This window comes from Nonomuraea sp. NPDC050680 (assembly GCF_040654555.1).
In the GTDB taxonomy this organism is placed as follows: Bacteria; Actinomycetota; Actinomycetes; order Streptosporangiales; family Streptosporangiaceae; genus Nonomuraea.
Window position 1 is genome coordinate 13,898 of sequence record NZ_JBFAIF010000002.1, and the last position, 13,411, is coordinate 27,308.

Here is a 13,411-nt window from a genome sequence, read left to right on the forward strand (position 1 = left end):
CGATTTCTGGAGTATTTCCCTGCTCGGGCCGCGCGCAATAATTTACCGCCAAGGCGATGATGTGAAATTTATCGCCAAGCGGCCATTGCAATTATTCCCGGTTCCTGGACGGAAGCCGGGACCGCCGCCGAAGGCCTCAGCGCAGCTGGTCGGGGGTCGCCGTCAGGCCGTAGTAGACGCGTGGGGCGCCGTCCAGCCGGACCACGACCTTGCCGTCGCGGGCGGTGAGCAGGCGTTCCCTGCCGAGGCAGTCGAGCTCCCGCACCGAGCGCCCGGCGGCGGCCACCTTCAGCTCCGTCTTGGTCGGCCAGTCGTCCACCCACGGTTCCGGCGCGGCGAACCACGTGGCGCCCGGCGCGTGATCGGTGTTGAGCAGGTACCCGTCCTTCCTGCTCCACAGGATCGAGACGGGACCTTCCGGCGTGCTGAACAGCAGTCCCTTCAGATCGGGGTCGGCCGGCTTCAGCCACCGTACGAACGTCGCCCGGTCCAGGACCTGCGCGGCCGTGGCGTAGGCGAGCATGGACGGCTTGGCGCTGAGGTCGCGGTTCATGAGCCCGTAGTGGTACTCGGGATTGGCCGGGTCGGCCATCTGCGGCTTGCCCAGGACGCTGTCGTGCAGCTGGTACCAGTTCACGCAGTTCACCCCCTCGGCCTTGGCCAGTGCCAGGGTGAGCAGGACGTTCTCCGCGGCCTGCCGGTAGGTGTCGTGCCACCAGCTGTTCGGCTTCGTGCAGGCGTAGGCCTCGGTCAGCCACAGCTCCTTGTGCCCGTACTCCGCGATCGTCTCGCGGGCCTTGCGCAGGCCGCCGAGGAAGTTCCAGTAGGAGCCGTTGGCGCCCTGCGTCCACTCCTCGGGAGGCGGCGCGTAGTCCGGCGTGAAGTTGCCCCGGCCCGGGTGGAAGGCGAACCCGTCGATGAGGTCCCAGCCGCCGGCGTCGTGGAAGTTCTTGGTCCAGACGTGATCCATGCCGGCCAGGCCGGCGTTGAGCACCTTGGTGGGCGCTCCCGCGGCGGTCAGCCGGTCGCGTACCGGGCGTAATCCATCCCGCACGTAGGCGGCGGCGGTCTCGCCGCTCATCCACGGCTTGTTCACCTCGTTGGCGACCTCGAAATAGTCGGCACCCGACCCGATCGCCTTCTGCGTGTTCGTGTCGGCCCAGGCGGCGACCTCGGCGGCCGTTCCGCCCAGGGGGATCCCGGCGAGTTCGATGTTGTGACTGATCCCCGCCGCGTCGAGGGCGGCGGGCGGCAGGCCCGGCCCGCCGTCGTAGGAGATGCGGACGCGCTGGATGCCTATGCGCCGCATCAGTCCCACGACGGCGGCGGTGTCGGGCTTGAGCAGCCAGGGGTAGTTGGCGATGCCGAACATGCTGTCGGCGCCGGCCTGATAGGTGTGCGGCGGCAGGACGGCGAGGTTGGTGCGGGCGAACGCGCTGTCGGTGCCCGCGGTGGCGCGTACCTCGGTGAACACGATCCCGCGGGGCGGCGAGGTGAGGGTGAAGGTCTGCCGCCACGCGGCTCCCGCCGCGACCGTGCCGGTCACGCTGCCGCCGGCCAGCGTCTTGCCGTCGAAGTCGCGGGCCCACCACGACAGCTTCACGCTGCGGGCGGCGCTTCCCCCGTTGGCCACCTCCGCGTGCAGGGCCATGGCCTGGCCGCCGGCGTCCCAGAGGGAGAAGGGCTGGTCGGTCCAGACCTCCACACCGAGGGGCAGGCCCGCGCCCATGGTGCCGCCCGCGGCCGGTCGCATCGAGCCGAGCACGAGGTCGGCCTCCGTCACGGCCGCGCTCGCGGTTCCGGTGCCCGGGGCGTGGATCCAGGTGGCGTTGGTCCAGGCGGGGGTGGTGGTGGCCAGCCGGAAGTAGGCGCGGGTGTCGGCCCAGGTCTCCTGGTAGACGACCCCGGCATTGCTTTCGTACGGAACTCCGCCCCCGGCGTCGCGGTTCCACGTCGTCAGCGCGGCGAAGGACTCGGGCGCCGAGGGTGAGACGACGGCGCGGCCGAGCATGAAACCGGCCGGGATCAGCGTGGTCGAGCCGCCGACCTCCCAGCGGAGCTTCGCGCGGTTCGGCGCGACGCCGAAGACGCCGCGGACGGTGATTCCGCCGGCCGCGCTGGGGAGCGTGTAGTCGACCTGGATGGCCTGCGTGCCGTCCTGGAGCGTGACGAGCGACGGCGTTCCGCCGGTGGTGCGCTGGATGCCGGTGACCGAGTCCTTGGTCATGAACCCGGTGAGGCTGACCCGTTCGACGCCGACGCCGTCGCGGACGGTGATGCCTCCGTCGGTGCCGGCGGTCAGCGTGATGCCGTCGGCGGAGATCGAAGGGGTATCGGCCTGGGCCGGTGCGGTGGGAAGCAGGGCTCCCGCGAGCCCGGCGGCTACGGCTCCGCCGAGGAAGCGGCGTCGGGGGATGTCAGACATGAAGATCTCTTCCCTGTCGACCTAATGCGGATTAGGGAGATGTGTACTCCGCCCCGAACGAGAGTGTCAAGGGTGCTTTGTGCGCATCACGTAATCTGGCGGTAACGCCTTGACACCTCCACCTAATGCGGATTAGATGCCACCTAATCCGCATTAGGTAGAGGAGCAGCCATGGATGTATCAGCCTCCAGGAAGTGGATGGCGGGGGCGCTCGTGCTCGCCGCCGCAACGGCGGGCTGCGCGTCCGGCTCGTCGGGTGAGGACTCGGGCACGACCACCATCACCGTGGCGGGCATGCCTCCCACCACCGCCGCCAAGACCCGCAAGCAGTTCCTCGACGCGGTCGCCGCGTTCGAGAAGGCCAACCCTGCCATCAAGATCAAACCGACCGACACGCAGTGGGACGCCAGGACGTTCGCGACCAGGCTGGCCGGTGGAAACGCGGAGACGGTGCTGACCGTGCCGCTCACCGAGCCGCCGGGGCTCATCGCCCGGCGCCAGGTCGCCGACCTCAGCGCCGAGATCAAGAGCCTGCCGCACGCCGGAGACTTCGACCCCCGCGCGCTGGCCCCCGCGACCGGCGCGGACGGCAAGGTCTACGGCCTGCCCGTCACCGAGTACGCCCTGGGCCTGGTCTACAACCGCGCCCTGTTCACCAAGGCGGGGCTCGACCCGGACCAGCCGCCGGCCACGTGGGACGAGGTCAGGGCGGCGGCCAAGAAGATCGCCGGGACGGGAGTGGCCGGCTACACCCAGATGACGGTCAAGAACACCGGCGGCTGGATCCTGACCGCGATGACCTACTCCTTCGGCGGGCGGATGGAGAAGCAGGAGGGCGACAGGTATGTCTCCTCGCTCCTGGACGGCCCGGCGGAGCAGGCGCTGCGGCACCTGTCCGCGATGCGCTGGCAGGACGACTCCATGGGCGCCAACCAGCTGCGCACCCAGCAGGACGCGGAGCGCGACTTCGCGGCCGGCAAGATCGGCATGTTGATCGGCACCGTGAACAGCTACAACCGCTACACCACCCTCTACTCCGGCAAGCCGGACGACTTCGGCATCGCGGCGCTGCCGCAGCAGGGCGCGGGCAAGGCGACGCTGCTGGGCGGGCTGGTGGCGGCCGTCAACGCCAAGGCCACGGCCGCGCAGCGAGCCGCCGCGGTGAAGTGGATCGACTTCTACTACCTCAAGCCCAACTATGACCCGGCCGCCGCCGAGCAACTGGCCGTGGCCAACGCGGCGGACAAGCTGGCAGTCGGCCTGCCCACGCTGCCGTTCTACGGCACGTCGGTGGCGGGCCCGGTGAACACCGCGATCGCCAAGCACGCCAACATCCCGGTGTCGAACTTCGCGCCCTACGTGAAGGACACCGACAAGCTGGAGTACGTCGTCGAGCCCCCGGTCGCCGCCCAGGACCTGTACGGCGCGCTCGACACCGCCGTGCAGGCCGTGCTGACCCGCAAGGACGCCGATCCGCGCGACGAGCTGACCAAGGCGGCGGCACGAGTCGCGCCGCTGCTTGAGAAAGCACAGTGACCCGGGGCAAAGGCGTCGCGGCCGCGCTGTTCCTCATCCCGACGGTGCTGGTCTTCGGCCTGTTCTCATGGTGGCCGATCATCCGCAGCGTGGTGCTCGGCTTCCAGCGGACCAACCTGGTCGAGGCGGCGACGTTCGCGGGCCTGGACAACTTCCGCACCCTGCTCGCCGACCCCCTGCTGGGCATGGCGGTGCGCAACACGTTGCTGTTCACCGGCCTGGCCCTGGTGATCGGCTTCCCGCTGCCGATCTTCCTGGCGGTGCTGATGTCGGAGCTGCGGCGCGGCTCCGGGCTGATGCGGGTGCTGGTCTACCTGCCCGTGGTGGTGCCGCCGGTGGTGGCCGTGCTGATGTGGAAGTGGTTCTACGATCCGGACTCCGGCCTGTTCAACCAGCTGCTCGGGCTGGTCGGGCTGGGGCCGTGCCCCTGGCTGCAGTCCACCGGCATGGCGATGCCGAGCCTGGTCCTGGAGGCGACCTGGGCGGGCGCCGGCGGCGCGGTGCTCATCTACCTGGCCGCGCTGTCCAGCGTGCCCACCGAGCTGTACGAGGCGGCCGAGCTGGACGGCGCGTCCATCTGGCGCAGGTTGTGGCACGTGACACTGCCGCAGCTGCGGCCCATCCTGTTGATCATGCTGCTGCTCCAGGTGATCAACACCTTCCAGGTGTTCACCGAGCCGTTCGTGCTGACCGACGGCGGGCCGGAGGACTCGACGGTCACCGTGCTGCTGCTGATCTACAGGTACGCGTTCGTCAACGGCGACTACGGCACGGCGGCGGCGTTGAGCGTGAGCCTGGCCGTGGTGCTGGCGGTGCTGTCGGCCGGGTACCTGCGGCTCACCAGAACTTGGGGGACGAAGTGAGGGGAGTGATCTCCGACACCGAACGACGCGGGCGCGGGATGCGCCTCGGACTGGGCACCACCCAGGTGCTGCTCATCGTGGCCCTGCTCCTGGAGGGTGCCGGGCCGATCTACTGGATCTTCAAGGGCGCGATCTCCTCCACCCAGGAGTCGCTGCGCCGGCCGCTGGCCCTGTGGCCGGCGGACGTGCGATGGTCGAACCTGACGGAGGCGTGGACGACCCTGGAGGTCGGTCATTACCTGACGAACACCGTCGTGCTCGTCGGCGGCTCGTGGTTCACCCAGCTGTTCGTCGCGACGACCGGCGCCTACGCGCTGTCGGTCCTGCGGCCCTCCTACGGCAAGTACGTCTACGGCGCGGTCCTGGCGACGTTGTTCCTGCCCGGCACGGTCTCGATGGTCTCGCTTTATCTGACCGTTCTGGATCTGTCCATCGCCAACACCCCGCTGTCGGTGTGGTTGCCCGCCGGCGCGCACGCCTTCAACGTCCTGCTGGTCAAGCAGTTCTTCGACGGCATCCCCAAGGAGCTGTTCGAGGCGGCGCGTCTCGACGGCGCCGGGCCGTGGCGGGTCTTCACCCGGGTGGTGCTGCCCATGTCGCGGCCGATCTTGGCCGTGGTATCACTGCTGGCTGTCATGAACGCGTGGAAGGACTTCCTCTGGCCCATGATCGCCATTACCGACACCGAGAGCCAGCCGCTGGCGGTGGCCCTGCCCCGGCTGGCCGACACCTCGGATCAGGCCCTGCTCATCGCCGGGATGCTGATCGCGATCATTCCGCCCGTCCTGGTGTTCCTGCTGTTCCAGCGGCAGATCATCCGGGGCATCGCCTTCACGGGGCTGAAGGGATGAGGGTCCTGGTCACCGGCGCGGCAGGACGCCTCGGCTCCGCCGTACTGGCAGAACTCGCGGCACGCGACATCGCCGTGACCGCGCTCGTCGCGCAGGATCCCGGCCCGCTGACGGCGGAGCGGGTCGTCGTGGGCGACGCCCGCGACCCGGCCGCCGTCCGCTCGGCCCTCGACGGGGCCGACGCCGTCGTGCACACGGCGGCGCTGGCCTCGCCCGAGGTGGCGGCGCCCGAGGTGGTGTTCTCGGCCAACACGCAGGCGACGTTCGTGGTGCTGAACGAGGCGGGGGAGCGGGGGGTACGACGGGCCGTGATCGCCAGCAGCCTGTCGATCACCGGCTTGCCTTTCGCCCGGTCGCGCCACAGCCCGGCGTATCTGCCGCTGGACGAGCGGGTGCCGTTGCTGATCGAGGACCCGTACGCATTGTCCAAGCAGGTGGACGAGGCCACGGCGGCGATGATGAACCGGCGGCACGGCATGACCGTCGCCGCGCTGCGCTTCCCCTTCCTCGGTGACCAGGCCAGGCTCGCCGCGCGCGCCGAGCGGCTGGCCGGGGATCCCGCGGCCGGCGCCGCTGAGGTGTGGAGCTACCTCGATCTGCGCGACGCCGCGCGGGCCTGCCTGCTCGGGCTGACGGCCCCGCTGTCCGGCGCGCCGGTCATCTTCGTCGCCGCGCCCGAGACGCTCATGACGACGCCCACCGAGGAGTTGCTCGCGGCCCACCACCCCGGCGTGCCGTGTCGTACGGCGTTGCCCGGCAGGACGGTGGCCATCGATCTCGAACCGGCCAGGCGGCTGCTCGGGTTCACCGCCTCGCATCCGTTGCCAGAGGAGCGACAATCATGATCATGCCGGAGACGCAGGCGCCGTGGCAGGCCAGGGACGGGCTGCGCATCACCGGTGTGCGCACCATCGTCACCGCCCCGGGCGGGGTCCCGCTCGTCGTCGTGCGGGTCGACACCTCAGAGCCCGGCCTGTACGGCCTGGGCTGCGCCACCTTCACCCAGCGCTTCCACGCCGTGGTCGCCGCCATCGAGCAGCACATCGCACCCATGGTCATCGGCCGGCATCCCGCCGACATCGAGGACATCGGCCGGATGCTGCACTACTCCTCGTACTGGCGAGGCGGGCCGGTGCACAACAACGCGCTGTCCGGCATCGACCAGGCATTGTGGGACATCGCCGGCAAGCGTTTCGGCGTGCCGGTGTACGAGCTGCTGGGCGGGCGGGTCAGGGCGGCCGCCGCCGTCTACACCGGAGCTCGAGGCGGCGAGGTCGAGGAGTCGATCGAGCGGGCCGCCGCGCTCGCCGAGCAGGGCTACCGCTACGTACGGCTGCAGGCGGGCGGGCCGGGGCTCGGCACGTATGGCGGCGTCGGCACGCCCGGCGGATATCCGCACAGCCCCCACCCCGACGGCTGGGACGTCGGCCACTACCTGCGGAGCACGCCGAAGTTGTTCGAGCGCGCCCGCGAGGTCCTCGGTGACGAGCTCGGCCTGCTGCACGACGCGCACAACCGGCTCACGCCGAAGGAGGCCGTGGTGCTCGCGCGGTCGCTGGAGCCGTACGGGCTGTTCTTCCTGGAGGACCCGCTCGCGCCCGAGCACTTCGACCGGCTGCCCGAGGTGCGGGCGGCGGCGCCGATGCCGATCGCCTCCGGCGAGCTGGTCTCCTCGGTGACCGACGCGGCGCGGCTCATCACCTCCGGTGGCGTCGACTACCTGCGCCTGCACGTCTCAGCCGTCGGCGGGCTGACGCCCGTGCGCAAGCTCGCCGCGCTGTGCGAGCTGACCGGGGTGCGGACGGCCTGGCACGGGCCGCCGGACGTGTCGCCGGTGGGCGCGGCGGCCAACGTCACGCTGGACGTCACCAGCCCCGCGTTCGGGATCCAGGAGGCGCACGTCTACCCGGAGACCGTGCACGAGGTGTTCCCGGGCACGTTGCGGACGGTGAACGGCTACCTCACCCCCTCCGACCGGCCCGGCTGGGGTATCGACCTCGATGAGAGCGCCGCCCGGCGATACCCGCCGGAGACGCACCTGCACGAGCGGTGGGCCGCGCGGGTGCGCCGGCCCGACGGCGGGATCGAGGCTCCGTGATCTACTACTTCTTGGGGGATATGCCATGAGACCCAGCGGTCGCCCGCGTCAGGCGGACATCGCCCGCCTGGCCGGCGTCTCACAGCCGACCGTGTCCCTGATCCTCGGCGGCGGCGCCGCCGCCATGGGCATCGCCGAGGAGACCCAGCGCAAGGTCATGGCGGCCGCCGAGCAGCTCGGGTACGTGCCCGACCCGATCGCCACCCGCCTGGCGGCCGGGCAGAACAACCTGCTCGGCCTCTACACCTTCACCTCGACCTTCCCCACGGAGATGTCCCACGCCTACTACCCGTTCCTGGTGGGCATCGAGGAGGAGTCGGCGGCGCAGGGCTACGACCTGCTGATGTTCATCGCCTCCAGCGTCACGGGGGAGCGTCCGCACGCCCAGGTGCTCAACCGGGTACGACTGGCCGACGGCTGCCTGTTCCTGGGCAGGCACCTGCCCGTGCCGGAGATGGACCGCCTGCTGGCCACCGATCTGCCCGTCGTCTACATAGGGCGGCACGACGAGTTCGGCGACCGCCTGCCCTACGTCGGGGCCGACTACGTCTCCGCCGGCGCCGCCGTGGTGCGGCACCTGGCGGGGCTGGGCCACGAGCGCGTCCTGTACGTGCGCGAAGCCGACGAGGCGATCACCTCCGTCGACAGGGAGTCGGGCTTCAGACGCGGCATGGACGAATGCGGGCTGGCCGCCGAGGTGGTACGCACCGACGGCGCCGACCTGACCCCCGAGCGGCTGCGCGCCTGGCGCGACCAGGGCGTCACCGCGCTGGTCACCGAGGCCACCGACACCGACGCCGCCCACCGCGCCCTCCTGGCGGCCGCCGAGCGCGCGGGTCTCCGCTTCCCCGACGACCTGTCCCTGGCCACGCTCGGCGACCCCCGCGACCGCCCGGCAGGTCTCACCGGCTTCGCCGTACCCCGTCGCGAGATGGGGGCCGCGGCCGTGCGGCTGCTCACGAAACTCATCGCGGGAGACCGTACGGTCCCCAGGCACCAGCTCATGACCTGTGAGCTGGAGCCGGGCGAGACCGCGGCCCCTCCCCGCTAGCCCTCCTTGGAAAGGCACCACCCATGACCGACATCCTCATCGTCGGCGGTGGGCTCGGCGGCGTCGCCGCGGCCCTGGCCGCCTGCCGTGCGGGTCACGACGTCGTACTCACCGAGGAGACGGACTGGATCGGCGGCCAGCTCACCGCCCAGGCCGTACCCCCTGACGAGCACCCGTGGATCGAGAGCTACGGCGCCACCGCCACCTATCGTGAGGTGCGCGGCTCCATCCGCGACTACTACCGGCGCTGGTACCCCATGACAGGCGGCGCGCAGCGCTGGCGCGAGCTGAACCCAGGCGCCGGATATGTCAGCAAGTTGTGCCACGAACCACGCGTCTCCTTGGCGGTCCTCCAGGCCATGCTGGCTCCCCACGTGGCCGCCGGGCGCCTGCGCGTCCTTCTCGAACACCGCCCCGTCGAGGTCGAGGTGGACCGTGACCGCGTCAGCGCCGTCACGCTGCTGGACCTCCGCTCCGGCGACTCGCACACCATCGCCGCCCCCTATGTCCTCGACGCGACGGAGACCGGCGAGCTGCTGCCGCTGGCCAAGACGGAGTACGTCACGGGGGCGGAGGCCCGCGGTGAGTACGACGAGCCGCACGCGCCGGACGAGTACCAGCCGCTGAACATTCAGGGCATCACCTACTGCTTCGCCGTCTCCCACCACGACGGCGAGAACCACGTCATCGACCGGCCCGCGGACTACGGATTCTGGCGTGATTACCAGCCCGATTTCTGGCCTGGCCCGCTGCTCGGCTTCAGCGCACCGGACCCACGCACCCTGGAGCCCGAAGCCCGCTGGTTCGACCCCAACCCGCCTGGTGACCCCCGCGCGGTGCTGGCCGACCAGAGCGCCCAATCGGGGGACAAGGACCTGTGGATGTTCCGCAGGATCCTCGCCCGCGACCTGTTCGAGCCCGGCTTCGCGGCCTCCGACATCACGTTGGTCAACTGGCCGCTGAACGACTACTGGCTGCGCCCGATCACCGAGGTGGACGCCGGCACGGCGGCACTGGCGCACAAGGAGGCCAAGCAGCTGTCGCTGTCGTTGCTGTACTGGCTCCAGACCGAAGCGCCCCGTCCTGACGGCGGCACCGGTTTCCCCGGGCTCCGGCTCCGCCACGACGTGGTGGGCACCGCCGACGGGCTGGCGAAGTCCGCCTATGTCAGGGAGTCGAGGCGCGTCCGCGCGGTCACCACCGTCACCGAGCATCATGTCTCCAGGGCCATCCTCGGCGACCGGGGCCCGCTGCGGCACCATGACTCCGTCGGCGTCGGCGCGTACCGCATCGACCTGCACCCGTCGACCGGCGGGGACAACTACATCGACATCGCCAGCGTGCCCTTCGAGATCCCGCTCGGCGCGTTGCTGCCGGTCAGGATGCGCAACCTGCTGCCGGCGGGGAAGAACATCGGCACCACGCACATCTCGAACGGGTGTTTCCGCCTGCATCCGGTGGAATGGAATGTGGGCGAGGTCGCGGGCCACCTGGCCGCGTACTGCCTGCGCCGGGGGGTGGAGCCGCAGGAGGTCAGGGATAAGGAGGCCTTGCTGGAGGAGTTCACCGGGGAGCTGGACAAGATCGGCGTCGAGCGCCATTGGCCGGCACCGGCGGGCTACTGATCCTTTCAGCGTGATGTTTTTGTCGGACCGGTGACTCACACTCGCCATGGACACCACCCATCGAGGAGGGGAACCCATGGCGAGGGGAACCAGACGGGGCCGGAAAAAGTCACGGAGCAGACAGGACATATGGGTCCTGGGAGTCGCGGGTGTGGCCATCGCCGGGGCGGTCGTGGTCTCGTTCGTCCGCGACCATCCGGTCTGGGCGGCGGCGATCGCCTGCCTGGTCCTGGCGGTGCTCGGCGGCGGGCTGCTCCTGCGCTACCAGGCCATCGAGGCACGGAGACGGCAGTTCCTGGCGGCCAACGTGGAGTTGGCGAAGATCGACCGGATGTCCGGAACGCAGTTCGAGCACCTGGTCGCCCAGCGGATGATCGCCGATGGCTTCCGGCAGGTCCGGGAACGAGGCCGTAGTGGCGACGGTGGCGTGGACATCACCGCCGTCGCTCCCGGACACGGCAGGTACGCCATCCAGTGCAAGCGCTACAGCAAGTCCGTCGGCGCGCCCGAGGTCCGCAACTTCCTGGGCGCGCTCGCCAACACCTTCGCCGGGCACACCGGAGTCCTGGTCACCTCGGGCGAGCTGACCCGTCCGGCCCGGCTGGAGGCGCTCGGTGCCCGGGAGCCGCTGATCCTGGTCGAACGCGATCGGCTGGCGGACTGGTTGCTGGGCACGTTCTCGCTCCTGCCCCCACGGCCGAACGGGGTCCTGATCGAAGGAGAGGAGCCCGCGGGCTGAAGTACCCGGCATGAGCGTTAAACCACAGGTCTAACTACGCTTCCCGGCCGGCGTGTGCTCGAAGCGGATGGTCGTCTATGCGGCTTCTGGATGTTCTCTGTATGGCTCATCCGCACTCTTGATCTCCAGCAAGAGCGCTTGGAACGACCCCATAGACCCATGCGCGGCTCCGGCGCGCGTTGAAAGGATTTGGCATGAGAGCTAAAGGTGTGATCACAGCGGGTGTGGCGCTGTTTGTCTGTCTCGCATCGGGCCAGGCCGCGTTAGCGAGCACGACGGGGGCCGAGGCCGGTCCGACGCCGGCCGCCACGCCCACCGCCACACCCACCGCCTCGCCGTCCGCCACGCCGACCTCTGGGGCGGACAACAACGACCCCCCGAACCAGGTGGAGGGGCCGCAGGTGTCGACCCTGGCCGCCCCGCGCTTCCAGCTCCCCTTCCCCTGCGGCCAGAAGTGGACCGGCAACTCCAGCGGCAGCAGCGCGCACCGGTCGTATGAGATCGACTTCAACCGGGGCAGCACGGCGAACGCCGACCTCGGCGACACCGTGGTCGCCGCCGCGGCGGGCACCGTGGTCATCTCGGCCCACCAGGGCTCGACCAACGGCTACGGCAACCTGGTCAAGATCGACCACGGCGGCGGCTATACGACCTTCTACGCGCACCTGAACTCGCGCGCCGTCGCGGCGGGCGCCAAGGTCACCCAGGGCCAGAAGATCGGCGCGGTCGGCAACACCAGCAAGCCGGGCAACGGCATCTCGCCGCACCTGCACTTCGAGGTGCGCAAGGGCAGCAGCTACCCGTCGAACATCCAGAAGGCCGTCTTCAACGGGGCCACGTTCGGCTACCCGAACCAGACCCTCACCTCCAAGAACTGCGGAGGCGGCAGCGGCGGCAACCCGAACACCGCCGAGTCGGTGTGCGGTAGCGGCTACAAGGTGATCGACTCGGCCGCCCTGGGCACGGCGGGCAAGGTCTACCTGCTGTTCAGCTCGTCCGCCGGCAAGAACTGCGTGGCCACGATCAAGTCGGCCTCCCTCGGCAAGGCCACCGCCACCAGCGCCTACCTGGAGGTCAAGGGGAAGACGCGGGTCACCGACACGGGCAGTTTCACCTACTACGCGGGTCCGGTACGCGCCAGCGCGGCGGACAAGTGCGTCAAGTGGGGCGGCAAGGCCGGTACGGCCACCTACAACAGCCCCTTCGAACACTGCAGCTGACGTGCACCGCACCTGACGTGTGAGCCATGAGCGCCGCCACCCCTCCGCGGGTGGCGGCGCTTTTCGCTCGAATTCCGGAGGGAGCAGAACGGTTGGTGAGCAGAAGCGGGCCCGAGCGCTGAGTTGGGGAGTGCTGGGCGAAGTTGCCGCATCGGTGTGTCCTCGGGTCGCGAAGAAACGGAACGCACCGCTGGACGATCAAGCGTGAGAGATGGTTGCCGCAGTTTGGCAGATTCTGGTGATGATTCAGCTCCTGCCGCATGATCCGCCTGAACAAATGTGTACCTTCGGGATTAGGAAGGCATTGAACTATCAACATCCTGATCCCGCCGTTGTTGACCCGGGATAAAGAATTGGCACTGGGGACAGAACCCGCTGAGTGGGTCGCCGTCGCGGAGTCGCCCCGGAGCGGTGGATCGGCAGTGGCCTAGGCGGTGAACGTCCTGACGGGGCAGGCCCGTGAGTTGTTCACGCTCTGCGGGCAACAGTACGCCGTGCCCGGCTTGGTACGTTGATCCGATGACCGTGCGGTCATCGATATCGCTCGGGGATGACCAGGCCGGGGCGTTCGTCGTCCCAGGCCATCGAACTCATCTTCCACTCGCCGGCCAGTCGGATGAACTGAGTCGAGATGACGCCTTCGGCGGCGAACCTCGTCCCGTTCAAGACGCCCTCTTTCCGGTAGGTGCTGAACCGATGAGCCACGTTTCCGAAGAACTCCGTTGTCGCCGCCGACTCGGTTTCACGGAATGAGGTCAGTTCGCCGGCTTCGAACAGCTTGCCGCGAGAAGCCGTGAACTGGGTGACGGTGAGGATTTCCGGGTCGCCGGGGCCGCTTCTGATCAGCTTGCCGTCCACGATGAAGAGATCGTGGATGGCGGCGTACACCGGCCGCTCACCCTCGGCGAACGAGACCGCCTCGAAGAAGGATTCGACCAGTTCTCTCAGCTCATCCATGAACACGACCCTTTCACTGGATCAGCGGCCGGTCACGAGGGGAACC

The 13,411-nt window shown here is 69.6% G+C and carries 11 protein-coding genes; 9 read left to right on the forward strand and 2 right to left on the reverse strand.

Features of this window, described 5'->3' with window-relative positions:
• Window positions 1-136 precede the first annotated feature (136 nt).
• Complete coding sequence (locus AB0H88_RS06655; protein ID WP_357642071.1) at window positions 137-2,425, reverse strand: hypothetical protein; 2,289 nt, start codon at window positions 2,423-2,425, stop codon at window positions 137-139.
• A 171-nt stretch (window positions 2,426-2,596) separates the two neighbouring features.
• On the opposite strand from AB0H88_RS06655, the gene AB0H88_RS06660 reads away from it, so the two are divergent.
• From AB0H88_RS06660 to AB0H88_RS06700, 9 genes are all read left to right on the forward strand, one after another.
• On the forward strand, window positions 2,597-3,961 hold the full coding sequence (locus tag AB0H88_RS06660) for an extracellular solute-binding protein (RefSeq protein WP_357642073.1): 1,365 nt from the start codon (window positions 2,597-2,599) through the stop codon (window positions 3,959-3,961).
• The gene (locus AB0H88_RS06665; protein WP_357642075.1) at window positions 3,958-4,824 is read left to right on the forward strand and encodes a sugar ABC transporter permease; all 867 of its coding nucleotides are present in this window, start codon (window positions 3,958-3,960) and stop codon (window positions 4,822-4,824) included. The genes AB0H88_RS06660 and AB0H88_RS06665 overlap by 4 nt, the downstream gene beginning before the upstream one ends.
• Window positions 4,825-4,829: 5 nt before the next feature.
• Window positions 4,830-5,675: a carbohydrate ABC transporter permease gene (locus tag AB0H88_RS06670; RefSeq protein WP_357642077.1), complete on the forward strand. Its 846-nt coding sequence runs from the start codon at window positions 4,830-4,832 to the stop codon at window positions 5,673-5,675.
• Entirely contained in the window at window positions 5,672-6,520 is an 849-nt protein-coding gene (locus tag AB0H88_RS06675; RefSeq protein WP_357642079.1) for an NAD(P)-dependent oxidoreductase, read from the forward strand. The genes AB0H88_RS06670 and AB0H88_RS06675 overlap by 4 nt, the downstream gene beginning before the upstream one ends.
• Entirely contained in the window at window positions 6,517-7,773 is a 1,257-nt protein-coding gene (locus tag AB0H88_RS06680) for an enolase C-terminal domain-like protein (RefSeq protein ID WP_357642081.1), read from the forward strand. Before AB0H88_RS06675 ends, AB0H88_RS06680 begins: the two co-directional genes overlap by 4 nt.
• 25 nt (window positions 7,774-7,798) lie before the next feature.
• The gene (locus tag AB0H88_RS06685) at window positions 7,799-8,824 is read left to right on the forward strand and encodes a LacI family DNA-binding transcriptional regulator (RefSeq protein ID WP_357642083.1); all 1,026 of its coding nucleotides are present in this window, start codon (window positions 7,799-7,801) and stop codon (window positions 8,822-8,824) included.
• Between the two features lie 23 nt (window positions 8,825-8,847).
• Entirely contained in the window at window positions 8,848-10,449 is a 1,602-nt protein-coding gene (locus AB0H88_RS06690) for an FAD-dependent oxidoreductase (RefSeq protein ID WP_357642085.1), read from the forward strand.
• Window positions 10,450-10,600: 151 nt separating this feature from the next.
• Window positions 10,601-11,188: a restriction endonuclease gene (locus AB0H88_RS06695; RefSeq protein ID WP_357642088.1), complete on the forward strand. Its 588-nt coding sequence runs from the start codon at window positions 10,601-10,603 to the stop codon at window positions 11,186-11,188.
• Between the two features lie 194 nt (window positions 11,189-11,382).
• Window positions 11,383-12,408 carry a M23 family metallopeptidase gene (locus AB0H88_RS06700; RefSeq protein WP_357642091.1) on the forward strand — a complete coding sequence of 342 codons (1,026 nt, stop codon included), beginning with the start codon at window positions 11,383-11,385 and terminating at the stop codon, window positions 12,406-12,408.
• A 531-nt stretch (window positions 12,409-12,939) separates the two neighbouring features.
• On the opposite strand, the gene AB0H88_RS06705 is transcribed toward AB0H88_RS06700, so the two are convergent.
• Window positions 12,940-13,365 carry a DUF4440 domain-containing protein gene (locus AB0H88_RS06705; protein ID WP_357642093.1) on the reverse strand — a complete coding sequence of 142 codons (426 nt, stop codon included), beginning with the start codon at window positions 13,363-13,365 and terminating at the stop codon, window positions 12,940-12,942.
• Between the last annotated feature and the right edge of the window lie 46 nt (window positions 13,366-13,411).